This is a genomic window from Paenisporosarcina quisquiliarum, assembly GCF_027563315.1.
GTDB lineage: Bacteria > Bacillota > Bacilli > Bacillales_A > Planococcaceae > Paenisporosarcina > Paenisporosarcina quisquiliarum.
The window spans coordinates 43548-69190 of record NZ_JAMKBJ010000001.1 but is presented as its reverse complement, the minus strand read 5'-3'; the positions used below and the strand labels follow the sequence as shown (position 1 = coordinate 69190).

Genomic DNA, 25643 nt, shown 5'->3' with positions numbered 1-25643 from the left:
TACACCAACCTTTTCTAAAAATCTCAGAAAGCATACACTTTCGCAGATTATTAATTTCAATCTTTTTTTACTATGTACAAATTCAAACGTCAGTCCAGAAGACCCTATTACGGTCCAACTCGACTGACGCTTTGTGCGTTTCATTTTTTATGCTTGTGCGTCTTCCTTATAATCACAAGATGTACACTGAATTTGTATACCTTTTTTCAGTTTTTTCTCTACTAGCAATTCGCTACATTTTGGACATGGACGACTGATCGGTTTGTCCCATGATACGAATTCACATGTTGGATAGCGGTCACATCCATAAAAAATTCGTTTCGTTTTACTTTTACGTTCAACGACTTCGCCTTCTTTACAGCTTGGACACGTCACACCGATATTTTTAACAATTGCTTTTGTATTACGACAATCCGGGAAGTTGCTGCATGCCATGAATTTCCCATATCTGCCTAATTTAAAGACCATTGCAGAACCACATTTTTCACAATCTTCTCCTGCAGGCTCATCCTTGATTACAACTTTCTCCATTTCTTTGTCTGCATGTGTTACATGCTTTTCAAAGTCTTTGTAGAATTTATCAATGATATGAACCCATTTTTCCTGACCTTCTTCAACGCTGTCCAAATCTTTTTCCATTTGGGCAGTAAACTCTATGTCGATGATGTCTGGGAAAAACTCCAACACAAGCTGATGAACAATGCCACCAAGTTCAGTCGGCACAAATCGTTTTGCATCGAGTGAAACATACCCTCGCTTTTGTATTGTATCAAGCGTTGGCGCATAAGTCGATGGTCGACCTATACCTAATTCTTCAAGCGTTTTAACTAATCGGGCCTCTGAATAACGTGGAGGTGGTTGTGTGAAATGTTGCTTTGGCTCGATTTCAAGCTTCTTCACAAAGTCGCCTTTTTCCATTTCGGGTAAAATGCGATCTTTTTCTTCTACTTGATCATCGTTACCTTCTACATACAATTTCATGAAACCAGGGAATTTCACTTGTGAACCATTTGCACGGAAAACAACATTCTCATTTGTTAAGTCAATCGTAACCGTATCCAAAACAGCCGGTGACATCTGGCTTGCCAAGAAGCGTTCCCAAATCAATTTGTATAGTTTTAATAAATCTTTTGAAAGAATCGATTTCAGCTGATCAGGAGATCTAAGTACACTCGTTGGACGAATCGCTTCATGGGCATCTTGAGACTTACTTGATTGTTTAGCTGGTCCTGTCGAAGTGGTGACATATTCTTTGCCATATTCACTTTCAATATAACTGTGTGCATCTTTTTTCGCAGTATCTGAAATTCGCGTAGAATCTGTACGCATATACGTAATCAACCCGACTGTGCCTTCTTTTCCAACATTCAATCCTTCATAAAGCTGCTGAGCGAGCATCATTGTTTTTCTTGCTCGGAAGTTTAATTTACGTGCCGCTTCCTGTTGAAGAGATGATGTAGTAAACGATGGTGCAGGGTTACGTTTACGTTCTTTTTTTACAACACTTGTGACTTCAAACTTGTCACCTTTAAGTTGTTTTAAGATTTCTTTTACTTGGGCTTCGTTTGTCAGTTTTACTTTTTCGGCCCCGTTTCCGAAGTACATAGCATCAAAAGATTTTTTGCCTTTTTCAAAGCTACCTTCGATTGACCAATATTCTTCAGGCTGGAAGTTCTTTATTTCGTTCTCACGATCAATAATCAGTCTCAACGCAACGGATTGTACACGTCCTGCTGATAGACCTTTTTTGACTTTCTTCCATAGAATCGGGCTGATGTTATATCCAACGAGCCTGTCCAATATACGTCGTGCTTGTTGTGCGTCCACTAGATCCATATCAATGGGACGTGGGTTTTTAAATGATTCTTTTATTGCGTCTTTTGTAATTTCATTAAATACAACGCGACAATCTGATTCAATATCAATGTTCAATGAATTCGCGAGATGCCAAGCAATTGCTTCACCTTCGCGATCGGGGTCAGCCGCGAGATAAATTTTCTTCGCTTTTTTGGCTGCTGATTTTAAATCTTGCATAACTGGGCCTTTGCCACGAATCGTAATGTACTTAGGCGTGTATTCATTTTCTACATCCACACCCATTTGACTACGTGGTAAATCACGAACATGACCAAGTGATGCTTTCACTTTATATTTTTTGCCAAGATAACGTTCAATCGTTTTCGCTTTGGCTGGCGATTCCACAATCACTAAAAAATCCGACATGTATGTGCCTCCTCATAGAGGTTCCTAATAAATCAATAAAAGAAATACCTGTTGCAAAATGTATAACAGATTCTAGTATATTGCAACCATTTTTCATTACGCAATTTATTTTTGAAACGACAAGTCCTGAAAATCTTCTACAATTTGATACCCATTCCAGACCGGTTTTGCCCCTTCTAACAACGACTGATTCGGTCCAAGCGATAAAATGGACGTTATGGGACCTGGGACACAATAAACATCTTTCCCATTGTCCAAAGCATGCTGAAGTGTAATAACTGTACCGCTTTTTTCTTTTGCTTCTGTAACAACCAACGCATCGCAAAGGCCACTGATTAAGCGGTTACGCATAGGGAAATACCACTTTTGTGGTGTAATGTACGGTGGATATTCAGATAAGGTTAAATGATGCTGTTCCATAATTGTATATAACTGATCATTCTCTTTTGGGTAACGGGTATAGTGACCATGACCGAGAATTCCGATGGTTTTTCCACCAAGGTTATGAGTTGCTTGATGGGCCATGGCATCAGCACCTTTCGCCATGCCACTGACAATCACGATTCCATTTTGTACAAGGGGAGGAAGAATAAAAGACATAGCATCCTTCGAATAGTTTGTAGCATCTCTCGCTCCAATTACAGACACGTAATTTTTCATGGTTAAATAATCAATATTGCCTTTCGCGTAAAGGATTGTAGGCGGGTCATACAGAGTTTTTAATTGTTTGGGATAATAGGGATGGTTAAAAGGGATTGGGGTAATATTATTCGTGTTATATGCTTGTACAAGGGGGGTTCCAAGCACTTTGTTATATGCTTCTTTAAATTTCCTGGCACGTTCAGGCGTTAACCTTAACAATCTTGAGAGCTGATAGGAACTCATTCCCTCACATGCGGTTAAATCGTTATCTTCTTGAAGTAGGGGCTCCAAGCGATTAAGAGGGATTGGCAAAACGTAGTGAAGAGCCAACAATCGTTGATAAAATGTTTGTTTGATCATGCATTTCCTCCTTTTTATAACACAACAATACATCGGATGATGGGCCGACATCTTTTATAATAATCTGTTTCTTCTAAATTGACCAGTTTTCGACCGGTTTCGACTCTATTATGTAATAAATTATATTTTGAGTTTCTTCTATATAATAACCTTATCTATTTTAGAATCTTGCTTTTATTCAATTCATCACTTAAAACAATCTGTCTTAATATTAAAATAGTGAATGAATGCAAAAAGAATGAATGCAAGAGAGAATTATCACTAAGTTGATATTCCGCAAAGCAGCTACGCTTTCCGCGGACTTGCGCCGAATTAACACGCACTGATCGTTCGTGTGGATTTCAAACACTTCGCTTTTCCCGCTGGAGTCTCCGCTGTTTTCCTCCATATCATACATCAAGAAGAAAAAGCTAAAAAATACTTAATTTTCATCGCTATTTAAGACCAGTAAAAATCGAATCTACATGTAATTTCATTTGATGAAACTTTTACTAGAAAAAAAGCCAGAAACGTTGATTACACAACGTTTCTGGCTTTCATTTTAATTAATGAGTTTTACATTGATCGTACAAGCCTTTTTCTTTAATCACTTTGATTAAAGTTTCACCAATAACAGATGGAGTAGCTGCAACTTCCATGCCAGCTTCGTTCATTGCTTTGATTTTGTCAGCTGCTGTACCTTTACCGCCAGAAATAATCGCGCCGGCATGACCCATACGCTTGCCTTCTGGAGCTGTTTGTCCACCAATGAAACCTACAACAGGTTTAGTCATGTTAGCTTTGATCCACTCAGCAGCTTCTTCTTCAGCTGTTCCGCCGATCTCACCAATCATAACTACTGCGTAAGTATCTGGATCTTCATTGAATGCAGATAATGCATCGATGAAGTCAGTTCCGTTTACTGGGTCTCCACCAATACCTACAGCTGTACTTTGTCCAATACCTTCTTGAGAAAGTTGGTGTACCGCTTCATAAGTTAGTGTACCAGAACGTGAAACTACGCCTACATGGCCTTTTTTGTGAATGTATCCTGGCATAATACCAATTTTACATTCTTCAGGTGTAATTACACCTGGGCAGTTCGGTCCGACTAAACGCGTTTTCTTGCCTTCCATATAGCGTTTAACTTTGACCATATCAAGAACAGGAATATGTTCAGTAATACAAATCGCCATATCCAATTCAGCATCTACTGCTTCAAGAATAGCATCTGCAGCGAATGGAGCTGGAACATAAATAACGGACACGTTAGCGCCAGTTGCTTTCACAGCTTCTTCTACTGTATTGAAAACGGGTACGCCTTCAGCTTCAGTTCCGCCTTTACCTGGAGTTACACCAGCGACGATTTTTGTACCATATTCAAGCATTTGCTTTGTATGGAAAAGAGCTGTTGATCCCGTAATACCTTGCACGAGTACTTTCGTATCTTTGTTAATATAAACGCTCATCTTTTGTCCCTGCCTTTCTTAGCCTACAAGTTCAACAATTTTTTGCGCGCCATCAGCCATAGAGCCAGCCGCAATAATGTTTAAGCCAGATTCATTCAATAGTTTCTTCCCAAGTTCTACGTTTGTACCTTCCAAACGAACAACTAAAGGTACTTGCAATCCAACTTCTTTCGCAGCTGTGATTACGCCTTCAGCGATAACGTCACACTTCATGATTCCACCAAAGATGTTAACGAAAATACCTTTAACATTTTTGTCTGAAAGAATGATTTTAAATGCTTCCGTTACTTTCTCAGCTGTCGCACCGCCCCCAACGTCAAGGAAGTTAGCGGGTGATCCGCCGTAATAGCTAATCGTATCCATTGTTGCCATAGCTAGTCCAGCACCGTTAACCATACATCCGATGTTGCCATCTAATGAAATATAGCTTAGGTCATATTTAGACGCTTCGATTTCTTTTGCATCTTCTTCATCGAAGTCGCGTAATTCTAAAATGTCTTTGTGACGGTATAAAGCATTAGCGTCGAAGTTGAACTTCGCGTCAAGTGCCATAACGTCTCCTCCACCTGTTACAACTAGTGGATTGATTTCAACGATTGCCGCATCTTTTTCAACAAATACTTGGTAAAGACCAAGCATGAATTTCACAGCTTTGTTAACTAAGTTAGCTGGAATGTTCATGTTGAAAGCCATACGACGAGCTTGGAAGCCAGTTAATCCAACAACTGGATCAATTACTTCTTTGAAGATTTTTTCAGGAGTTGCTTCTGCAACTTCTTCAATGTCCATTCCGCCTTCTTCAGAACCCATAAGAGTTACACGTGAAGTTGCACGGTCAAGAACTAAACCTAAGTAGTACTCTTTTTTAATGTCGCAACCTTCTTCAACAAGAAGACGCTTAATTTCTTTTCCTTCAGGACCTGTCTGATGAGTGACAAGGACTTTACCTAGAAGTTCTTTCGCGTATGTACGAACTTCATCCAAGTTCTTCGCGATTTTAACACCGCCAGCTTTACCACGTCCACCTGCGTGGATTTGAGCTTTCACCACGACAACTTCTGTGCCTAGTTCTTTTGCAGCTTTTACTGCTTCTTCCGGAGAAAAAGCAACTAAACCGTTCGATACTGCGACACCATATTGTCTGAGGAGTTGTTTACCTTGATATTCATGGATATTCATTTTACATCCTCCAATCAAACTTCTGTCAAGTAATTTACTACCTTAACCATTGTATTAAACCTGTCAAACAATGTCCACACTTGTCCTTTATATTCCTTAAACTGCGAATATTCTGTTCTTTTTGTCGAAAAAAAGTTTTTCTTACCTTTTCAAACCATGAGATTGGTCGATACGGTAAATGAATGCAAAAACTTCCGCTACCGCTTGGTACAACTCCTCGGGTATTGATTCATTAATATCCAATTGCCCGAGCAACGCAACTAAACTTGGATCTTCTTGTATTGGAATCTGGTGTTCTTGTGCTATTTTGATTAGATTTTCAGCTATTACACCTTTGCCTTTTGCAATGACTGTTGGGGCATTTTCTAAATTCTGTTTGTAAGTTAAGGCGACAACTTCTTTAATTTTCTTGTTTTCTTCGCTCATACCAGAATATCCACTCCCCACTTACTAACTTGCGTTTTCGTCAATATTGGAGGAGGCTCAGGTTGCTTCGAATAGCTTTTCATAAATACACCAGATAATTGATAATTTAATGAGTTGAGACCTGTTTTAAGCGCTTCTCTGAACTGATCTGCGTAAGGCATTAATGCCTCGCTTTCGTTATATACATTAATCGTGATAATCCGATTTTGAATTTGCATATCAATTACCGTCTCTTTCAAAGAAGATAAATCCAGATAAAACATGACCCGAGCATAATTCGAATCAATTTTTCCATCATCTTTCATTTGTCCGTTCCATTGTAATGAAGCATCCATACGTTTCCCGAAAAAATCCAGTGGAACTTGCATAAGTAACTGATGCTGAGGACCATTATCACCTGATAAGATTTGCATCCCATTTAAACGGGATACAATCGTTTCTGCTGTTTCCTTCAACTGCGCAGATATTTCGGAATTTTGGAGTAATGCCAGTAATTGTGGTTTAAGCGATTCACTTATTTGGCTTAAATTACTTCCTTGCGCCAGCTTTGATTCGTAGTCAAACCCGATATTACTAAGTATTTGTTTCATTGCTTGTTCAATCGTTACACCGTTCATTCCAGATTGAATGTTAGCTTCAGCCATAGCTAACGCTTGCTGAACAACTAGATTATTAGATTTTCTGGATAGCATCGTCAGTTGTTCAAATACTTTGGCGTCCAACTCTTTTCTGTTCATTGAAGTTAATAGGGACATCACGTGATCCGCCGCCGGTGTAGGCAATTTCTGATTCGTTTCAGATGGTTGGAAATGTCTCGCTTCTGAACTTAACCAGTTGGCAAGTGTCGCTTGCTTCGGTACAAGTCCGACCTCTTTCAACAAATTAAGCAATGTCAGCTTGTCGCTTTCACTTGTATTCTCTGACAGTAAACGATCAATCACCTGTCCAAGAATTGCCCCGCCAAATTCATTTAAAAAAGGTTGAGTTATTTGCATCAATACTTTTTCGATACTTCCTTTTTGACTCGTTGGAATGGACGTATCATTTTTCAAAGCGAGTTTAAATGCATCCAATAGTTGATGTAAGCCATTTTTATCTTGTCCACTGATTAACATGGTAAAGTTTTCATTCGTAAATGTTAGTTTGAGCTCACTTAATTTCTGGATTGCCATCAAACCTTCTGACAATTTAACTTGCGGAGGGATTTCCTTCAGCCATTGTTCTGCTAAGAGTAACTGTTCTTTAGAAAGAGGAATTTTCTCTTTGATCATTTGCTGTACAATACTCTGCATTTCAGTTGTTTTGGGCAATTGAAGAGAGTCCATTAACTGCCTAGTTTGATTAGATGTGGTTATGGAGGGGTTAAGAGCATCTGTCACTACTTTTAACTGCAAAGTTTCTTGATTACCTAGCACTTGAAAGTAATGAGCATCCCCTGCTTTTAAAGGGACTTCTAATTTAGCCATCATTTTGTGATTCCCAATTTGAACTTCAGCTCTTTGGTCAGGAAATATTTTATTCACACTCGCATGAACGACTTGACCGTGTCTTAACGATATTACCTGTTCATTAGTCACAGCGGTACGTATAGATGGCTGTATAGTGGGTGACATGCTCTAACCTCCTTTAGGAAATCATGGACTTGATCGGCTCAAATGACCTTCTGTGAATAGGCGTTGGACCAAACTTATTTAAAGCTTCTATATGTAAAGCTGTCCCGTACCCAGCATTTTTTGCAAAATGATATTCTGGATACATTTTATCGAACTCATCCATTAGTTCATCACGCGTTGTTTTGGCCAATATTGATGCTGCAGCGATGGCCAGACTCTTTGCATCCCCTTTAATAATTGAGTGTTGTGTTGTTGATGTAGGGAGTTTCATGGCGTCGACCAATAAGACTTGTGGTTCAATCGACAGGCTGTCAACAGCTCTCATCATGGATAATCGAGTTGCTTCGTAAATATTTAAAGTATCAATTTGATCAACTGCTTGAATATGTATGGAATAACAATAAGCATGTTTTTTAATGATTTCAGCGAAATGCTGTCTTTTACTGCGCGATAGTTGTTTGGAGTCGTTAATTCCGAAAAGTTCATTTGGGTAATCTTTGAAGATAACTGCAGCGGTTACGACAGGACCAGCAAGAGGACCTCTGCCTGCTTCATCTATGCCGGCAACCAAATCACTCGTTGTTTGCTTATGACTATTATCAAATTGAATCTTCTCTTCATGTTCAAGTTTAATTTTATTCTGCGCTTCGAGTCTTTTTAGCCAGGAAGTAACTAATTTTTGAACTCCCGACCGTTGATCGTTCATGAGTTCATTCGTCCACTCATTGGGCTCTGTTGTACTACTCAGTTGCTCTGAAATTGCCTTTATGGTTAGCATTACGCTTCACCTCTTTTTTTGTATTTTGGTATGCATAGATGAATGTTGAGGGCAAATGCTACTGTATTATTTGGCTCTGTTAAATTTTGCTGTTGATATCCCACAAAACAGTTACGCTTACCTAGGTTGAGCGTCGTGTATCCTCGGCACTTCGCCTTTTTTGCTGTTGACTCATACGGAACACGCGGCCAGCGCAAATATTCATAAACACTCGTACTTGTCCTACATTGTCTGGGTTACAAAAAAACCTTTTCTACCCGAAGGTAAAAAAGGTTACTTTTCGGGTTCTGAAACCAACTCATCCACAATATCAAACGTCAATTTACCTAGATGTTGTCCACGGATGTCCCGCACAATAAGTTGCGCAACTTGATCATAATCAATTTCTCCGCCACCTGCATAGGCACGGCGAAGTTTGCCGATATGGTCAAATGTGACAACTAAGTCCTCATCTACCTCAGACAATTTATAGCGTTCTTCCATACGTTTCGGATAATGTGTAGCTAAAAAATTCAGACCATAAACAGCCAAGTCTTCCATATTGGTAATGGTGTCTTTGATTGCCCCCGTTAACGCCAATTTGTATCCTACAGCCTGGTCTTCAAACTTCGGCCACAGGATTCCTGGTGTATCTAAAAGCTCCAGTTCTTTTCCTACTTTTATCCACTGTTGCGCTTTTGTGATACCTGGTGTATTCCCTGTTTTCGCAAGATTTTTCTTAGCCAGACGGTTAATCAGCGTCGATTTTCCTACGTTCGGAATTCCAACAATCATTGCACGGATGGCACGAGGTTTGATTCCACGCAGACGCATGCGCTCCCATTTTTCGAATAACAATTCGCTTGCAGCCTTGGTTACCACTTGTAACCCTTTGCCTTCAAGTGAATTGATGGCTACCGCACGATGTCCTCGCTCTTCAAAATACTGAATCCACTTTTTTGTTTGAAGATCATCTGCCATATCCATTTTATTTAAAATTAACAACCGCGTCTTTTGTCCAATCACTTCGTCAATCATTGGATTTCTTGAAGATAGCGGCAATCTTGCATCAATCAATTCAAAAATAATATCAACTAATTTTAATTTTTCCGTAACTTCACGACGAGCTTTCGCCATATGACCCGGAAACCATTGAATGGTCATTTTCTATCTCCTCCTGTGTTACTCAACCAGTCCCATTTCAGTTGGTGGCCAGAAAATAACATTCGTACTGCCTATTATTTCTTCCATTGACACCACACCGATAATTCGACTGTCTTTACTGTATCTTCGATTGTCACCCATTACAAAAACATATCCTTCCGGAACGACTTCCAATTGAGTCAGTTCTTCAAGAGTGAAATCTTCAGTTAACGTACCTTCATTTATTTCTTTTTTGTAAGGCTCTAAGTATGGCTCGGGAAGCGGTTCACCATTTATATAAAGTTGATCATTTTTGTAAGCAACATGATCTCCCGGTAATCCGATAACACGTTTAATGTAATCCTTTTGCTCAGGTGCATGGAACACTACAATATCGAAACGGTCTGGTTCCCCTACTTCGTAGCCGATTTTGTTTACGATCATCCGGTCTCCATCTTCGAGTGTCGGCATCATCGATTCCCCATCCACTACGATAGGTGTAAATAAAAAATAACGAATGAGCCAGGCTAGTCCAAATGCGATAAGCAAAGCTTTCGACCATTCCCATAACTCATTTTTTTCTTTTTTGGTTTGTTCCATTTTTTTGTTGCCCCCTTGCTTCAATTACATATATTGTACAAGTATTTTTAATGACAAGCAAAAAGAAAGAGAGCTTGATAGCCAAGCTCCCTTTCTGATTTGATAATTATCGAATTTCTTTAATACGAGCTGCTTTACCACGTAATTCACGTAGGTAGAACAATTTCGCACGACGTACTTTACCACGGCGAAGAACTTCTAGACGAGCAATCTTTGGCGTGTGTACTGGGAATATACGTTCAACACCAACACCATAAGAAATTTTACGTACAGTGAAAGTTTCGCTTACTCCGCCACCACGGCGAGCGATAACGATACCTTCATACATTTGGATACGTTCGCGAGTTCCCTCTACGACCTTAACGTGTACACGTACAGTGTCACCAGGACGGAATTCAGGAAGATCCGTACGAAGTTGTTCTTTAGTGATTTCAGTAATAATGTTTTGCATGGTTTTCTCTCCTTAGACAGATGCTCATGCCAGCGACTATGGCTGCAGCGGAACACCGTAATTCAGCACTTCACATAGAAGTACAGAATAGATGATACCACAATTCATGGAAGCTAGCAAGGCAAATTAGTTGTTTTTTACATTCTCCCACTTGGTCATGAGCTTTTGTTCAGCAGGTGATAAGTCCATATTGACCAACAGGTCCGGACGTCTGCTCCAAGTCCGGTATAAAGACTGTTCACGACGCCATTGTTCTATGTTTGCATGATTACCAGAAAGTAATACATCTGGAACTTTCAACCCTCTAAAATCGGCAGGTCTCGTGTATTGAGGATGTTCAAGTAATCCCGTTGAAAATGAATCCTGCACTGGTGATTCGCCATTGCCAAGTACTCCCGGCAATAAACGGACAACACTATCGATTACTGTCATCGCACCAAGTTCTCCACCAGTTAATACAAAATCCCCAATCGAGATTTCATCGGTCACCAAATGTTCCCGAATCCGTTCATCATATCCTTCGTAATGACCGCATAAAAAAACTAACTCTTCTTCAAGAGCCAATTCTTCTGCCTTTGCTTGCGTAAAGCGTTCACCTTGAGGACACATCAATATAATACGAGGTTTTTTAGAATTAGCGGTTATCGCTTCCACAGCTTGAAATAAAGGCTCTGGCTTTAATACCATTCCGGCACCCCCACCATAGGGATAATCATCAACCTGGTTATGTTTATTGCCTGAATACGCACGGAAATCCGTAACGGCCAATGAAACTGCTTGTTTTTCCTGTGCTTTTTTTAATATCGAAGATCCGAAGACACCAGAAAACATGTCTGGGAATAACGACAACACATGAATATGCATCATGACAATAAGCCGTCCAGTACATCGATAACAATTTTCTTTTCATCGACATCTATTTCTTTTACGACATCTTCAATATAAGGAATGTAATGAGCTTTCCCTTTAGTAGGAGTTACAGTCCATACATCATTTGCTCCCGTTTGCAAAATATCCGTCACTACGCCAATTTCCTGTCCATCCAAACCAAACACTGTACAACCAAGGATTTCATGGAAATAGTACTCGTCCCCTTCTAAATCGGACAACTGATTTTCAGACACTTTTAAAATGCCGTCTCGGAACTCTTGCACCATTTCAATCGTCAAATAACCTTCGAACGTCAATAAATCAAAGTTTTTATGTTGACGGTGACTTGCAACAGTTAACACTAAGGGCGATTTACCATCTCTAAATAAAGACAGCTTATTACCTACTGCATAACGCTCTTCAGGAAAATCTGTACTTGAAATGACGCGTACTTCTCCACGAATCCCATGTGTATTTACAATTTTACCGACGTTATACCAATTCATTAAAATCACTCCCGATTTAAAGTGCAAAAAAGGAAGGAACCATGAGCTCCCTCCTTTTCGTCTTAATCTAAAATGTCGACATACGTCTTCTTTTTGTGGTGACTGCTTGCTGCTGAATAAACAATGGTGCGGATTGCTTTCGCAACACGACCTTGCTTACCAATAACTTTCCCCATATCTTCAGCATGGACAGAAAGTTTGTAGACAATACGGTTTGCATTTTCGTCTAATTCAACACGAACTTCTTCCGGATAATCAACTAATGGTTTAACAATTGTTTCAATCAGCTGCTTCATTATGCTGCCCCCGATTACTTAGCGTTTTTTGCGTTATGGAATTTCTCCATGATGCCTTGTTCAGAGAACAAGTTACGTACTGTATCAGATGGTTTAGCACCAGTTGATAACCATTTCAACGCTAATTCTTCGTTGATTTTAACTTCAGCTGGTTTTGTTAATGGATTGTAAGTACCAACTGTTTCGATTTGACGGCCGTCACGTGGAGCGCGAGCGTCAGCAACAACAATACGATAGAAAGGAGATTTTTTAGCTCCCATACGTTTTAAGCGAATTTTAACTGCCATGTTTAATAGCACCTCCGAATAGTTTCACACAAGATAGTATATTATCAAGGATTTATTTGTTTGTAAAGTGTTTTTTCTTAACACCTAATATTTTGCCTAAAAAATCACTTGAAAAGCGAATCCAAGCCAGGCATTTTCATCTTTTTCTTGCCTTTTTGTTGTTGCATGTTCGACATTTGCTTCATCATTTTCTTCATGTCCTCAAATTGCTTAAGCAAACGGTTCACGTCTTGAATCGACGTACCAGATCCTTTTGCAATTCGTTTTTTGCGACTGGAGTTAATGATATCAGGTGTCGTTTTTTCCTGAGGTGTCATCGCGTAAATAATTGCCTCTACACGCCCCATTTGTTTTTCATCGACCTTGGCATTTTCAAGTCCTTTAATTTTACCTGCACCAGGAAGCATTTTAATGATGTCCTCAAGAGGTCCCATTTTCTTCACTTGGTTCAATTGTTCAATAAAATCATCAAACGTAAAGCTCTGAGTTCTGAATTTCTCTTCCAACTCTTTTGCTTTTTCTTCATCTACATTGGCCTGAGCTTTTTCAATCAGCGACAACATATCACCCATACCTAAGATACGGGAAGCCATACGCTCCGGGTGGAATGGTTCAAGTGCATCCATTTTTTCGCCCATCCCGACAAATTTAATCGGTTTTTGAGCTACGGAACGGATGGATAGTGCTGCACCACCACGTGTGTCTCCATCAAGCTTTGTCAGGACAACTCCTGTGATGCCGATGCTTTCATTGAAGCTTTGAGCAACGTTTACAGCATCTTGACCTGTCATAGAATCCACGACCAAGAACACTTCATCAGGTTCCTTCAATGCGCGAATGTCTTTCAATTCTTGCATAAGGTCCTCGTCGATATGCAAACGTCCCGCAGTATCAATGATAATGACATCGTTGTGATCTTCTTTAGACTTCTCAAGTGCCTGACGAACGATTTCCACAGGCGAAACATCTGTACCTAATGAAAATACAGGCAATGATAACTGTTTACCAATCGTTTGCAATTGTTGGATAGCTGCCGGACGATAAATATCCGCTGCCACCAATAAAGGATTACGATTATATTTTTTACGTAAAATATTTGCCAATTTTCCGGTAGTGGTCGTTTTACCAGCACCTTGCAAACCGACCATCATAATAACGGTTGGTGGTTTTTTAGCAAACTGAATCGGGCTTTGTTCCCCGCCCATCAATTCAGTCAATTCATCTTTTACGATTTTGATGACTTGCTGACCTGGCGTCAAACTCTTCATGACATCCACACCAACTGCACGTTCACTTACTTTTTTGACGAATTCTTTAACGACTTTTAAGTTTACGTCTGCTTCAATTAAAGCAAAACGGACTTCTCTCATCATTTCTTTAACGTCTGCTTCGGAAACTTTACCTTTACCTTTGATGCGTTGGATGGTTCCTTGCAGCCGCTCGGCTAATCCTTCAAATGCCATGCATGCCGCCTCCTAATCCGATTCTTTCAGCATCTCGATCAATTCAGAAGCTAGTTCCTGATTGATTGGTTCCGCTTGAATTACTTGTTGTAACTGATTCATTACAAGTTGGCGTTGCTGAAATTTTTCCAGTAATTTAAGTTTTTCTTCGTATTCTTCTAACATCGCTTCTGTGCGACGGATATTATCATAGACAGCTTGTCTTGAAATTTCATATTCGTCAGCTATTTCACCCAGTGAGTGATCATCCAGATAATAGAGATGCATATAACTTCTTTGTTTGTCTGTCAATAATGACTGATAAAAATCATATAGAAAGTTCATACGTGTCGTTTTTTCAAGTAGCACTGTGATCTCTCCCACCTACAACTTCCTACTTGTATCATAGCGAGCAATACATTATGCGTCAAGTAATTTTACTTGTCTACTTTGAAGTATCCGCTTCTTCCTGCTCTAAACCTTCTGCAAATAAACCATATACATATTTCTCAGTATCAAAAGGCTGTAAGTCGTCCATTTTTTCACCCAGACCAACAAATTTAACAGGAATGTGCAATTTGTTGCGGATTGCCAAGACAATTCCGCCTTTTGCCGTCCCATCCAGTTTCGTCAAAACAATTCCTGTCACATTTGTCGCTTCTTTAAAGGCCTGTGCCTGAACTAATGCATTTTGACCTGTAGTCGCATCTAGTGCCAGTAATACTTCGTGTGGAGCACCCGGTACTTCACGTTCGATAACGCGATGCACTTTTTGCAACTCATTCATCAAGTTTACTTTGTTTTGCAAACGACCAGCCGTATCACAAATCAATACGTCAATCCCTTTGCTTTTTGCAGAACGGACCGCATCGTACATAACTGCTGCAGGATCTGACCCTTCGGACTGTTTAATCACTTCGACACCAACACGATCTCCCCACACTTGCAGTTGATCAATTGCACCCGCGCGGAACGTATCTCCAGCAGCCAACATGACCGTTTTTCCTTGTTGCTTCAGGCGATGTGCCAGTTTTCCAATCGTTGTCGTTTTACCAACGCCATTTACTCCTACAAACAAAATAACCGTCAAGCCATCTTTCTGAAGAACGATTTCATTTGATTCTTCTTCACCAGACTCGTATATTTCCACTAACTTTTCAGAAATAACCGATTGAATGCCAGCGGTGTCTTTCATATTTTTACGTTGGACTTCATATCGCAACTTATCCATCAATTCCATTACCGTGTCAACTCCAACATCGGCTTGAAGCAATAAGTCTTCCAGTTCTTCAAAGAAATCTTCATCCACTTTGCGGTACTTAGCTACTAAATCATTTACTTTGGAAGTAAATTGATTGCGTGTTTTGGATAGTCCATCTTTAAATTTTTCGGATACAGAAACCGATTCACTCGTTCCTGTTAATTTTTCTTTCATTTTTTTAAAGAAACTCAAGCTCTTTCGCTCCCTTGTGCGACAAGTGTCGGTTGATGATCTTCTTGCAATTTTACTGATACCAGTTTAGATATACCTGATTCCTGCATGGTAATGCCATATAAAACATCAGCACCCTCCATCGTACCTTTACGATGGGTGATGACAATAAACTGGGTATCATGACTGAATTTTTTCAAATATTGACTGTAGCGAATAACATTGGATTCATCGAGTGCCGCTTCTACTTCATCCAGTATACAGAACGGTACAGGACGAATATTAAGAATGGCGAACAACAAAGCAATGGCTGTCAGTGCACGTTCTCCGCCTGAAAGTAAACTTAAATTCTGACGCTTCTTACCTGGCGGCTGGGCGATAATTTCGATACCTGTTTCAAGCATATCTGATGGATCAGTTAAAACTAAGTCCGCTTGTCCGCCTCCGAATAGTTCGCGGAAGACACGGCCGAATTGAGAACGTATCGCATGGAACGTATCACTGAAGCGCATCGTCATTTCTTCATCCATCTCTTTGATCGCTTCATGTAATGTCTGTTTTGCATCCAATAAATCCTGTCGTTGATCCGTCAGGAAAGCATGGCGCTCGGACACACGTTCAAATTCTTCAATGGACGATACGTTTACAGGTCCAAGCTCTTCAATCGATTGCTTGAGCAATTTCACTTTTTTACGTGAGACGTCTTCTTCAAATGTATCCATGTCTGGCAGTTCCAATTCATCCAATGTTAAATGATAGTTTTCTTCCAACTGGGTGTGCAACGTGTTCTGTTCAACATCAAAACGGTTCATTTTCACTTCTGCAGCTCTTAAAGCATCTAGCTGTTGTTTGTGTAAATGCTGATTTTTCTTTAATTGCAGCTCAACTTGCTGCAACTGAATGTGAATTTGTCCTCGTTTCTCTTTGCCAATTGTGATACGTTCCACAAGCAATTGCTTCTTGTCTCTCCACTCAATCAGTTTTTGATTAATTTCTTCAGGGGTTGGGCCCATCTGATTGTCACCAGATTCATACCATGTCATTTCCTGAGTGGCATGCTCCAGTTTTTGCGAAACTTTTTGCAGTTTTTCCCGTAACTCAGTAACTGCAAAATCTGCAACGTTGAGTTGTTCTGATAAAACTGCCTGTTTAGAACGAAGTTCTGCCATTTGTTCGGTTAATTGATCCCGTTCATTCAATGTCTTTGATTTTAGGTTTGTTAATCGATTAATGGTTTCGTTAAGTGTATCCAGTTCGTTCTTTAATTCCAGCAATCGTTGTTGTGCTTGATTTTTCTTTTCTTTTGCTTGTTCATGACGACTTGAAACATCTTTCGTCTCAGAACTTGAGATAAATGCTCGTTCATTAAGACGTTTAAAAGACGTTTCGAGTTCTCGCAGATTCGAACTTAATTCCAATTCTTTTGCTCTGCGTTGCTCCCCTTCACTTCGCATACTTTCGAGAAGTTCCGTTTGTTGTTCAATAGACTTCTTCAAAGTGGAAACTTGATTTTCAGCGGTTTGAATGGACTGATCCATCCCTTTTAATTTCATGGCGAGTTCATCCAACTCAGCTTTTCTTGAAAAGACGGAAGACTGTTGTTTTGTAAATCCGCCTGTTAAAGAACCGCCTGCGTTGACGATATCCCCATCCAGTGTAACCACCCTGTAGCGGTATTGAATGGATTTGGCTATTTGTGACGCCCCTTGCAGATCTTTTACCACAATGACATTACCAAGTAGATTCTCAACAATAGATTTAGACGTTGAATCAAATGAAACGAGCTCATCTGCCGTATGGATAAAAGAAGGATGCCCCTGCAAATTTCTTAAAACATCCGCTTGGATTTTACGCGACTTCATGACCGTTTTCGGAAGGAAAGTAGCACGTCCAGAACGTTTATTTTTCAGGAAAGCAATGGCTTTTCGGGCATCTTGATCCGTCTCAGTAACAATATGTTGCATAGCTCCACCAAGAGCCGTCTCAAGCGCTTTTGCATACTCCGCCTTTACTTGTATAAGCTCTGCTACAGCACCAGAAATACCAGTAAGTTGTCCATTTTCACGTGCTACCAAAACTTCTTTGACTCCTTGGAAGAACCCAGAAAAGTCCGCTTCAAGCGCTTCCAATGATTCTTTTCTCGCCTTCAACTGCTGTTGATGTTGATAAGCTTGATATAGCATCGTTTGTTTGGAATCGAGTGTCTGTTTTTCTTTCGAGAAAGTTTGTTGAAGCTCTTTGTAATCATTCAGTTTATCGTCTAACATTTTTCGGATTTCCAATAACTGCTGTTCCACTTGTTTCTTTTGTGACTCAACAGTGGATAGGTCCAAAGTGATTTGTTCATATTCATTTGTCATTTTATCTTTAAACTCATGCTGTTGAAGAAGTTGTTGTTCCAAATGTTTTAATTCATTTTTGACAGTTGCTTCTTCATTTAACAAATCAATATATGTTGATTTATGGTCTTCGATTTCCACTTCTATTTCTGCACTTGATTGTTTAAGTAAATGGTCCAGTTGTTTGACTTCTTGCTGGACATTGCGCAATTCAAGTCGCGCTTTCGCTGTGCTGGACTGCTTTTGTTCCAACTGAGTCGTTAACTGGATTTTCTCTTCTTCAAGTTCTGCAATAGTCATTCGGAGTTTATCGATTTGCTGATCCATATTTTGACGCTTTTCAGCCATCAGTTGTTTGCGGCCATCCCAACGCTCGAGTTCAGAACTAGCTTCAACCAATGATTCCTGAGAATCATCTATCAAACGGTCCTGCTCCGATAACTGCTCTCGAACGGTATGTAGCTCAATCTCCATTTTACCAATGAGGTCTTCGAGTTCTTTTTCTTGCTGCTCAAAAACTTCCACTTCTTGCTTCACTTCACCTAACCGTTTTTCAACACGTACCAAATCAAAAGCAATTAACCCTAAGTCAACTTCTTTCAGTTCTTCAGACATGCGTAAATAATCGGTTGCTGCTGATGCCTGCATTTGAAGCGGCTCCATCCGACCATCCAACTCATGTAAAATATCCAGCACTCTGTGCAAATTGTCATCTGTTTCAAACAGTTTGTTTTCGGCCTTCTTTTTACGCAATTTGTATTTCAGGACACCTGCTGCCTCTTCAAAAATCGAACGTCGATCTTCAGGACGGCTGTTCAGGATCTCGTCTACTCGCCCTTGAGATATAATCGAAAAGGCTTCTTTGCCTAATCCTGAATCCATAAATAAATCGGTGATATCTTTCAATCTACAAGTTTGCTTATTTAATAAGTATTCACTATCGCCTGAACGAAACACGCGTCTCGTGACACTGATTTCGTTGTAATCCAATGGCAAGCGTTCATCTGAGTTATCAAGTACGAGCGTAACTTCTGCAAAATTAAGCGGTTTTCTCGATTCACTGCCCGCAAAAATGACATCTTCCATTTTGGCGCCTCGCAGTGATTTTGCCGACTGCTCTCCCAAAACCCATCGGATAGCATCCGTTACATTACTTTTCCCACTTCCATTTGGACCGACCACTGCGGTCACACCAGGTACAAAATCAATGCCAATTCGATCCGCAAACGATTTAAATCCAATGACTTCAAGTCGCTTTAGGAACAAATTTAGCCCTCCTGTCTACTTGCAATTTGGCCTTGTATGCGAATTATTGCAACTTGGGCCGCCTTTTGTTCTGCTTCTTTTTTAGACTTTCCTTTTCCTTCGCCTAACTCGTTGCTCCCTAATCGAACACTTGAAACAAATGTACGATTATGGGCAGGACCCTTTTCTTCTACAATTTCGTAGTTCAAAGATCCGTTGTTCATTTGTTGAACCATTTCCTGCAACTGACTCTTGTAATCCATCACATGCGAAAAAGCACCGGTTTCGACTTTTGGAAACACAACTTGTTCCAAAAACTTCACGACAGGTTGTAAGCCTTGATCCAAATAAAGCGCACCAACGAATGACTCAAACACATCTGCAAGAAGTGCTGGTCGTTCTCGTCCTCCAGTAATCTCTTCTCCCTTACCTAAAAGCACATACTTCCCAAAGTTCAATTCATTCGCAAATAAAACGAGTGACGGTTCACAAACAATCGCCGCACGTAATTTTGTCAATTCACCTTCACTCATGGAAGTAAACTTTTGAAATAAATATTGAGAGACAGAGAGTTCAAGAACAGCGTCACCTAAGAATTCAAGTCGCTCATTGTCCGTGTAAAATTTCCGTCGATGCTCATTCACATAAGATGAATGGGTAAATGATTGATAAAGAAGTTCCGGATTTTGAAATTGAACTCCTAATTCTTGCTGTAATATTGCAAATGATTGCTTGACTGTTTCGGAAAATGTTCCGTTTTTTTGAGGAGCCCCTCTACGTTTACCCGTCATCTATATAATCTGCCTTCCTTTAGTTTCTACGGTCTAGTTTACCCGTTTGTCCTCTTTTGTGCAAAAAGAAATAGAGACGCGAAAGACCATTCTTAAAGAATGTCTAACGCGTCTCGCAATTGAATAATTGCTTATCCTTGTTTGCTTTCGATATAAGTAACTGCATTTCCTACAGTACTGATTTGTTCAGCATCTTCGTCTGAAATCTCCATGTCGAACTCATCTTCCAATTCCATCACAAGTTCTACCACGTCTAGAGAGTCAGCACCTAAATCATCACGGAAAGAAGCTTCCATTTTCACTTCGCTCTCGTCTACACCTAAACGATCTACGATTACTTTTGTTACACGCTCTACTACTGTTGCCACTAAAGTCACCTCCCCTCAATGATTATACTAGAAAGACACAGCTTGCACCATAGATGGTGCTAGCTGATGTAATTTCTTGTACTGATATCTGAAAACTAATACTCTGTTATCAGTGCAAAAAACCACGCTTACTTCATAGAGGATAATTACATCACCATGCCGCCATCTACATGAAGCGTTTGACCTGTGATGTAGTTAGAGTCCTCAGAAGCCAAAAAGACGACTGCTTTTGCTACATCTTCAGGATTGCCTAGCTTCGCCAACGGAATTTGTGTCAGCATTTGAGCTTTCACTTCTTCTGGTAGTTCATCCGTCATTTCAGTCGTAATGAAACCTGGTGCAATGGCATTGACATTGATGTTACGGCTCGCCAATTCTTTCGCAGTTGTTTTCGTTAATCCAATGACACCTGCTTTGGCAGCCACATAGTTTGCTTGACCCGCATTTCCTGAAACGCCTACGATTGATGCGATATTGACGATTCGGCCAGCACGTTGCTTCATCATTTGACGAGTAACGGCTTTCGTACACAAAAATACACCTTTTAGATTCGTGTTAATTACATCATCCCACTCGTTTTCTTTCATACGCATTAATAGATTGTCGCGTGTGATTCCCGCATTGTTGACTAAAATATCGATGCTACCGTAACGGCTCATTGTTTCAGCGATCATTGCAGATACACTATCTGCATCGCTGACACTTGCCTGAATGGCAAAAGCTTCTCCGCCATTTGCAACGATATCATTTACAACTTCTTCAGCTTTTGCTTGACTGCCGCTGTAGTTCACGGCAATTCGTGCGCCTTCTTTTGCCAAGTATTTTGCGATTTCAGCACCTATGCCTCGTGAAGCACCAGTGACGATTGCCGTTTTCCCCATTAATTTCCCCATTACGCCCACTCCTTTGCTGCCTCAATGACTTGCTCGACTGTTTCGTTATCATAAGCTGCATAAACCACTGCCGAACGATCGATTTTTTTCACCAAGCCACTCAAAACTTTACCTGGTCCGCACTCAATGAATGTGTTAACACCTAAGTCCAATAATGAGCGAATTGATTCTTCGAAACGTACAGGCGAATAAAGTTGTTCAACAAGCAACTGTTTCATTTCCTCCGCGGAAGTTACAGGACCTGCTGTAACATTTGAGATGACCGGCACATCTGTATTGTGCATGTCCAGTTCATTCAAAGCAGACTTCAGTTTTGAAGCCGCCGGTCTCATAAGCTCCGAGTGAAACGGTCCGCTGACCACAAGCGGAATCGCTCGTTTAGCTCCCGCTTCTTTTGCTTGCACACAGGCTTTTTCAACCCCAGCTTTTGTTCCTGAAATGACGATTTGACCTGGACAATTCAAATTCGCTAGTTGGACAATGTCGCCTTCAGTTGTTACTTGATCTGTAACCGTTTTTAATGCATCAGCTTCCATGCCGAGAATAGCTGCCATAGCCCCTTGCCCTGCAGGTACCGCTTCATTCATGAACAATCCTCGCTGATGGACGATTTTCACACCGTCTTCAAAAGACATAACGCCTGATGCCACAAGAGCTGAGTATTCTCCTAAACTATGACCAATTGTATAGTCTGGTTTTAAACCGGCAGCTTGCAGAAGTTCTGACACCATCGTACTTGTGGTCAAAAGTGCAGGTTGTGCATTGTACGTGTAAGTTAATTCTTCAGCCGGTCCTTCCAACATCAGTGTGGAAAGGGCAAATCCTAATTGTTGATCGGCTTTATCAAAGAATGCTTTGTTACCTGCATTGGTTTGAACTAGTTCATTCCCCATTCCCACTGCTTGAGACCCTTGTCCCGGGAAAATAAATGCAATTTTGGTCATTGAGTTTTGCCTCCTGCAATAGTTGAATGGATAGTGCCGCACACATCGAACTCCACCATTGTGCGTGCCTGACGGATCGCGTTCATTACCGCATTCGCATTTGATGAACCATGTGCTTTAATGACTGGTGCTTTCAGACCGAATAATGCAGCGCCGCCATATTCCGTATAATCCATTTTATTTTTCAACCCTCGTAAATCATCCTTTACTAGATATGCGGATAATTTCGACTTCGTCGAAGCGCCATATACTTCTTTTAACATACTGAAAAAGCTAGCAGCGGTACCTTCGATTGTCTTCAATACCATATTGCCTGTAAAACCATCCGTCACAACGACATCCGCTACATTCATCAGTAAATCACGTGACTCTACGTTCCCAATGAAGTTAATTGGTGCTTGTTTTAATTGACCAAAAGCGGCTTTTGTCAATTCATTTCCTTTTGTTTCTTCCGTTCCGATATTGAGCAAACCTACACGTGGTGCTTCAATCCCACGCACTTTTGCGGCATAAATACTTCCCATAATACCGAACTGAACCAAATGTTCAGGCTTCGCATCGGAATTGGCCCCCAAATCAAGCATGACAAATCCTTGCCCGTCGATTGTCGGTAATGTCGGTGCAAGTGCAGGTCGATCGATCCCTTCAATTCGTCCTACGATGAAAAGACCGGCAGCCATTAATGCACCTGTATTCCCTGCAGATACACACGCATCCGCTTCTCCGTTTTTTACGGCTTCCGACATGCGGACCATAGAAGCATCTTTTTTTCGACGAATCGCTCTAACAGGTTCATCATCCGCTTCAATTTTTTCCTCTGTATGTATCAGGGTTAATCTTTCATGCGATTGAAGAAACGGTTTCACTTTTTCTTCATGTCCGTATAAAAGAATATGGATATCTTCGAATTGCTTCAGCGCCTTTAAGACACCTTCAACAATTTCTTTAGGTGCGTGGTCTCCACCCATAGCATCTACTGCGATTCTCATGTTACATCCCCTTTACTATGCTCATTTGTCCGGTACATTTCAAAATGCCCTTCAAAAACAACTTCGTTTTCTACAGTCGATGTGACTTCGACAAATGTGCGATTCTTTACTGAATCTTTTTTTGTTACCGTTGCTTTTGCAATGACCCGATCTCCCAGTTTAACTGGTTTAACAAAAGACAAATTCGATTTCACTGTCAATGCCAACTCGTCATTTATGACAGCCACTGCCAATGAATTTGCTTGAGCAAATAAATGATGTCCACGTGCAATGCGGTTTCGTTTGAAAATATGCTCTGTCTTCACGTCAAATAATGAAATCGCCCGGACGTCTAACTCAATGTCGACCATTTCACCGATTACTTCGTTTAACGGTAAAGATCGTACCTCATCTTCAAAAGATTTCGATGCGACATGTTTTATTCGTTCACGTAACTCAGGTATAGACAATTCCAATCGATCCAATCGAATTGTCTGTACACTCACAGTAAACTGGCTCGCCAGCTCTTCATCCGTGATAAAAGGGTTATTTTTTATTGTATCTATTAACAGTTGTTGGCGTTCTTTTTTTGAGCGTTTCATAAGGTCACCATCCGATATTAGCACTTGGTACTAATATCAGTATATTAATACCACAAAAAGAATGCAAGGCTTGTATGAAAGTTCATTCTTCAAAAGAAGTATCAAAAGAGTCATTTTTCAATGCAGATCATTTTTTACCGAGCCAATTAAGAAAAGAAGATGTCAAAGAATACTTCATATGGCCAAATGGGTGTATAGCGTTTAATTTTTCTCCAGGTGGCATTGGTGCCATAATAGAAATAAGCAGACGAAATCGTTAAAAGACCGTGACATGAAACTCACAATTAACTTTATGGATAAACGTACTAAAGGGGAATGTGAAAAATGAACTGGATGCCGGATAGAAATACCAAGAAAGCGATTTATAAACAGCTCGCAGAATATATCGAAGTAGGAATTGCAGATGGTACTTTTCCGCATGATGAACCACTTCCTTCGGAAAGATTCTTGGCTAAGGTATATAACATTAACCGGAGTACAGTTGTGTCTGCATATGACGAATTGGAATCTAATGGGCTAATCCAAAGAAAAAGAGGAAGCGGTACCACAATCAATAAAGATATATGGGGGATTACGAAGAAACGGATCCCGAGTTGGAATCGATATATTGAGGCTGGCTCTATATTACCCAATTTAGCCGTAACCCAAAAAATCCGAAAAGAAGTGACTGATCATAAATTGATTAATTTAGCTAGTGGAGAATTGTCGGATGATCTCTTCCCACAAACCTCACTGAGAAGCATGGCATCAAACAGGTCATTCATCGGAAGCTTAGGCTATGATCACCCTCAAGGGAATGTGATATTAAGAAAGACAATTGCAAAACACCTGTCTCAGGAAAGGAAAATGGAGGGAGCTGATCCGTCCTCAATTCTTATTACCTCGGGTGCACAGCAGGCTTTGCATTTAGTCATCCAATGCCTCTTAAAGCCGGGTGATGCAGTAGCTATAGAAAATCCATCGTATTCTTACAGCCTCCCTATATTCAAATCTGCAGGCATCAGGACCTATTATTTGTCGATGGACAAGGAAGGCATTAACCCGGATGACTTAGTATCCTTATATAAAAAGCATAAAATCAGAATGATTTTCTTGAATCCTGCTTTCCAAAATCCAACTGGAACATTTCTATCCCCGAGTAGAAGAAAAGCTGTTTTGGACATTTCATCTAAGTACGGAATTCCAATTGTGGAAGATGATCCATACAGTTTAACATCCTTTAGGGGTAATGAAGTCAGCACCTTAAAGTCGATGGACACTCATGGGAATGTCCTGTATATAAGTTCATTATCAAAAATCGTGGCTTCCGGATTGAGGATTGGGTGGATTATAGGTCCAAAAGCGGTGATTGAACGATTGACAGATGTAAAGCAGCAGATTGATTTTGGGCATTCGAGCTTCACTCAATGGATTGCAAATGATTTCCTGGAATCAAAAGACTTTCCTGCACATATAAAAAGGTTGAATTTGCAGTTGAAAAAGAGAAGAGATCAAATAGCCAAAAGCCTTGAATTTTTTCTCGGGAATCAAGTCCATTTTCATGCTCCCGAAGGTGGAATTCATATCTGGTGTAAGCTGAATAAAGAATTCAATGAAATGAAACTGCTGGAAGAATCCATAAAAAGAGGAGTTATATTTGTTCCTGGAACAACAATGGGTTCAGAAAAGGGATACGTCCGTTTTACATTTGCTAGGGAAAATGAAGAAAATATTCACGAAGGAATAAAACGATTTGCAGAAGCCTTACTTTTAGTTCAAGAGTAATTTTTTAAAATGAATTATCAAGCACGAAAGTGGATGGTATAAATAATAGCAAAT

26 protein-coding genes are annotated in these 25643 nt (G+C 40.2%); 2 read left to right on the top strand and 24 right to left on the bottom strand.

The window, feature by feature from the left end:
* Positions 1-147 precede the first annotated feature (147 nt).
* The 24 genes from topA to fapR form a co-directional block, all read right to left on the bottom strand.
* Positions 148-2223: a type I DNA topoisomerase gene (topA, locus tag M9R32_RS00340; protein WP_269924754.1), complete on the bottom strand. Its 2076-nt coding sequence runs from the start codon at positions 2221-2223 to the stop codon at positions 148-150.
* Positions 2224-2328: 105 nt separating this feature from the next.
* Positions 2329-3225 (bottom strand): DNA-processing protein DprA, encoded by an 897-nt coding sequence (dprA, locus tag M9R32_RS00335; protein ID WP_269924753.1) that lies wholly within the window; start codon positions 3223-3225, stop codon positions 2329-2331.
* A gap of 545 nt (positions 3226-3770) precedes the next feature.
* Positions 3771-4673 carry a succinate--CoA ligase subunit alpha gene (gene sucD / locus M9R32_RS00330; RefSeq protein WP_269924752.1) on the bottom strand — a complete coding sequence of 301 codons (903 nt, stop codon included), beginning with the start codon at positions 4671-4673 and terminating at the stop codon, positions 3771-3773.
* A gap of 18 nt (positions 4674-4691) precedes the next feature.
* Positions 4692-5852, bottom strand: coding sequence for an ADP-forming succinate--CoA ligase subunit beta (gene sucC / locus M9R32_RS00325; RefSeq protein WP_269924751.1), 1161 nt, complete (start codon positions 5850-5852; stop codon positions 4692-4694).
* Positions 5853-5993: 141 nt separating this feature from the next.
* On the bottom strand, positions 5994-6278 hold the full coding sequence (locus tag M9R32_RS00320; RefSeq protein ID WP_269924750.1) for an EscU/YscU/HrcU family type III secretion system export apparatus switch protein: 285 nt from the start codon (positions 6276-6278) through the stop codon (positions 5994-5996).
* Positions 6275-7891, bottom strand: a complete 1617-nt coding sequence (locus M9R32_RS00315; protein WP_269924749.1) for a hypothetical protein — start codon at positions 7889-7891, stop codon at positions 6275-6277. Before M9R32_RS00315 ends, M9R32_RS00320 begins: the two co-directional genes overlap by 4 nt.
* Before the next feature lie 13 nt (positions 7892-7904).
* Entirely contained in the window at positions 7905-8669 is a 765-nt protein-coding gene (locus M9R32_RS00310) for a ribonuclease HII (RefSeq protein WP_269924748.1), read from the bottom strand.
* Positions 8670-8942: 273 nt separating this feature from the next.
* Complete coding sequence (gene ylqF / locus M9R32_RS00305) at positions 8943-9812, bottom strand: ribosome biogenesis GTPase YlqF (protein ID WP_269924747.1); 870 nt, start codon at positions 9810-9812, stop codon at positions 8943-8945.
* A gap of 18 nt (positions 9813-9830) precedes the next feature.
* Entirely contained in the window at positions 9831-10391 is a 561-nt protein-coding gene (gene lepB / locus M9R32_RS00300; protein WP_269924746.1) for a signal peptidase I, read from the bottom strand.
* Between the two features lie 106 nt (positions 10392-10497).
* Positions 10498-10842, bottom strand: coding sequence for a 50S ribosomal protein L19 (gene rplS, locus M9R32_RS00295; RefSeq protein WP_269924745.1), 345 nt, complete (start codon positions 10840-10842; stop codon positions 10498-10500).
* 126 nt (positions 10843-10968) lie between these two features.
* A complete protein-coding gene (trmD, locus tag M9R32_RS00290) occupies positions 10969-11706 on the bottom strand; it encodes a tRNA (guanosine(37)-N1)-methyltransferase TrmD (protein WP_269925101.1) in 738 nt (245 codons plus the stop codon).
* On the bottom strand, positions 11706-12218 hold the full coding sequence (rimM, locus tag M9R32_RS00285; RefSeq protein ID WP_269924744.1) for a ribosome maturation factor RimM: 513 nt from the start codon (positions 12216-12218) through the stop codon (positions 11706-11708). Before rimM ends, trmD begins: the two co-directional genes overlap by 1 nt.
* A 62-nt stretch (positions 12219-12280) precedes the next feature.
* Positions 12281-12514: a KH domain-containing protein gene (locus M9R32_RS00280; RefSeq protein ID WP_016427707.1), complete on the bottom strand. Its 234-nt coding sequence runs from the start codon at positions 12512-12514 to the stop codon at positions 12281-12283.
* A gap of 14 nt (positions 12515-12528) precedes the next feature.
* On the bottom strand, positions 12529-12801 hold the full coding sequence (gene rpsP / locus M9R32_RS00275; protein WP_016427708.1) for a 30S ribosomal protein S16: 273 nt from the start codon (positions 12799-12801) through the stop codon (positions 12529-12531).
* 104 nt (positions 12802-12905) lie between these two features.
* On the bottom strand, positions 12906-14264 hold the full coding sequence (ffh, locus tag M9R32_RS00270) for a signal recognition particle protein (protein ID WP_269924743.1): 1359 nt from the start codon (positions 14262-14264) through the stop codon (positions 12906-12908).
* A 12-nt stretch (positions 14265-14276) separates the two neighbouring features.
* The gene (locus M9R32_RS00265) at positions 14277-14588 is read right to left on the bottom strand and encodes a putative DNA-binding protein (RefSeq protein WP_418936235.1); all 312 of its coding nucleotides are present in this window, start codon (positions 14586-14588) and stop codon (positions 14277-14279) included.
* Between the two features lie 100 nt (positions 14589-14688).
* Positions 14689-15696 (bottom strand): signal recognition particle-docking protein FtsY, encoded by a 1008-nt coding sequence (ftsY, locus tag M9R32_RS00260; RefSeq protein ID WP_269924742.1) that lies wholly within the window; start codon positions 15694-15696, stop codon positions 14689-14691.
* On the bottom strand, positions 15693-19280 hold the full coding sequence (gene smc / locus M9R32_RS00255) for a chromosome segregation protein SMC (RefSeq protein WP_269924741.1): 3588 nt from the start codon (positions 19278-19280) through the stop codon (positions 15693-15695). Before smc ends, ftsY begins: the two co-directional genes overlap by 4 nt.
* A 2-nt stretch (positions 19281-19282) precedes the next feature.
* Positions 19283-20050 (bottom strand): ribonuclease III, encoded by a 768-nt coding sequence (rnc, locus tag M9R32_RS00250; protein ID WP_269924740.1) that lies wholly within the window; start codon positions 20048-20050, stop codon positions 19283-19285.
* Between the two features lie 131 nt (positions 20051-20181).
* Entirely contained in the window at positions 20182-20418 is a 237-nt protein-coding gene (acpP, locus tag M9R32_RS00245; RefSeq protein ID WP_016427714.1) for an acyl carrier protein, read from the bottom strand.
* Between the two features lie 146 nt (positions 20419-20564).
* A complete protein-coding gene (fabG, locus tag M9R32_RS00240; protein WP_269924739.1) occupies positions 20565-21311 on the bottom strand; it encodes a 3-oxoacyl-[acyl-carrier-protein] reductase in 747 nt (248 codons plus the stop codon).
* Positions 21311-22255 (bottom strand): ACP S-malonyltransferase, encoded by a 945-nt coding sequence (gene fabD, locus M9R32_RS00235; RefSeq protein WP_269924738.1) that lies wholly within the window; start codon positions 22253-22255, stop codon positions 21311-21313. The genes fabG and fabD overlap by 1 nt, the downstream gene beginning before the upstream one ends.
* On the bottom strand, positions 22252-23244 hold the full coding sequence (gene plsX, locus M9R32_RS00230; RefSeq protein WP_269924737.1) for a phosphate acyltransferase PlsX: 993 nt from the start codon (positions 23242-23244) through the stop codon (positions 22252-22254). Before plsX ends, fabD begins: the two co-directional genes overlap by 4 nt.
* On the bottom strand, positions 23241-23825 hold the full coding sequence (gene fapR / locus M9R32_RS00225) for a transcription factor FapR (protein WP_269924736.1): 585 nt from the start codon (positions 23823-23825) through the stop codon (positions 23241-23243). The genes plsX and fapR overlap by 4 nt, the downstream gene beginning before the upstream one ends.
* Positions 23826-23899: 74 nt before the next feature.
* Here fapR and M9R32_RS00220 point away from each other — a divergent pair, with 74 nt between their 5' ends.
* Entirely contained in the window at positions 23900-24085 is a 186-nt protein-coding gene (locus M9R32_RS00220) for a hypothetical protein (RefSeq protein ID WP_269924735.1), read from the top strand.
* Between the two features lie 64 nt (positions 24086-24149).
* Positions 24150-25589 (top strand): MocR-like pyridoxine biosynthesis transcription factor PdxR, encoded by a 1440-nt coding sequence (gene pdxR, locus M9R32_RS00215; RefSeq protein WP_269924734.1) that lies wholly within the window; start codon positions 24150-24152, stop codon positions 25587-25589.
* The last annotated feature ends 54 nt before the right edge of the window (positions 25590-25643 follow it).

Coding starts and splice junctions, on each gene's coding strand:
- topA (WP_269924754.1), bottom strand. CDS start 2,223: ATGTCGGATTTTTTAGTGATTGTGGAATCGCCAGCCAAAGCGAAAACG.
- dprA (WP_269924753.1), bottom strand. CDS start 3,225: ATGATCAAACAAACATTTTATCAACGATTGTTGGCTCTTCACTACGTT.
- sucD (WP_269924752.1), bottom strand. CDS start 4,673: ATGAGCGTTTATATTAACAAAGATACGAAAGTACTCGTGCAAGGTATT.
- sucC (WP_269924751.1), bottom strand. CDS start 5,852: ATGAATATCCATGAATATCAAGGTAAACAACTCCTCAGACAATATGGT.
- M9R32_RS00320 (WP_269924750.1), bottom strand. CDS start 6,278: ATGAGCGAAGAAAACAAGAAAATTAAAGAAGTTGTCGCCTTAACTTAC.
- M9R32_RS00315 (WP_269924749.1), bottom strand. CDS start 7,891: ATGTCACCCACTATACAGCCATCTATACGTACCGCTGTGACTAATGAA.
- M9R32_RS00310 (WP_269924748.1), bottom strand. CDS start 8,669: ATGCTAACCATAAAGGCAATTTCAGAGCAACTGAGTAGTACAACAGAG.
- ylqF (WP_269924747.1), bottom strand. CDS start 9,812: ATGACCATTCAATGGTTTCCGGGTCATATGGCGAAAGCTCGTCGTGAA.
- lepB (WP_269924746.1), bottom strand. CDS start 10,391: ATGGAACAAACCAAAAAAGAAAAAAATGAGTTATGGGAATGGTCGAAA.
- rplS (WP_269924745.1), bottom strand. CDS start 10,842: ATGCAAAACATTATTACTGAAATCACTAAAGAACAACTTCGTACGGAT.
- trmD (WP_269925101.1), bottom strand. CDS start 11,706: ATGCATATTCATGTGTTGTCGTTATTCCCAGACATGTTTTCTGGTGTC.
- rimM (WP_269924744.1), bottom strand. CDS start 12,218: ATGAATTGGTATAACGTCGGTAAAATTGTAAATACACATGGGATTCGT.
- M9R32_RS00280 (WP_016427707.1), bottom strand. CDS start 12,514: ATGAAGCAGCTGATTGAAACAATTGTTAAACCATTAGTTGATTATCCG.
- rpsP (WP_016427708.1), bottom strand. CDS start 12,801: ATGGCAGTTAAAATTCGCTTAAAACGTATGGGAGCTAAAAAATCTCCT.
- ffh (WP_269924743.1), bottom strand. CDS start 14,264: ATGGCATTTGAAGGATTAGCCGAGCGGCTGCAAGGAACCATCCAACGC.
- M9R32_RS00265 (WP_418936235.1), bottom strand. CDS start 14,588: ATGAACTTTCTATATGATTTTTATCAGTCATTATTGACAGACAAACAA.
- rnc (WP_269924740.1), bottom strand. CDS start 20,050: ATGACGGGTAAACGTAGAGGGGCTCCTCAAAAAAACGGAACATTTTCC.
- fabG (WP_269924739.1), bottom strand. CDS start 21,311: ATGGGGAAATTAATGGGGAAAACGGCAATCGTCACTGGTGCTTCACGA.
- fabD (WP_269924738.1), bottom strand. CDS start 22,255: ATGACCAAAATTGCATTTATTTTCCCGGGACAAGGGTCTCAAGCAGTG.
- plsX (WP_269924737.1), bottom strand. CDS start 23,244: ATGAGAATCGCAGTAGATGCTATGGGTGGAGACCACGCACCTAAAGAA.
- fapR (WP_269924736.1), bottom strand. CDS start 23,825: ATGAAACGCTCAAAAAAAGAACGCCAACAACTGTTAATAGATACAATA.
- M9R32_RS00220 (WP_269924735.1), top strand. CDS start 23,900: ATGAAAGTTCATTCTTCAAAAGAAGTATCAAAAGAGTCATTTTTCAAT.
- pdxR (WP_269924734.1), top strand. CDS start 24,150: ATGAACTGGATGCCGGATAGAAATACCAAGAAAGCGATTTATAAACAG.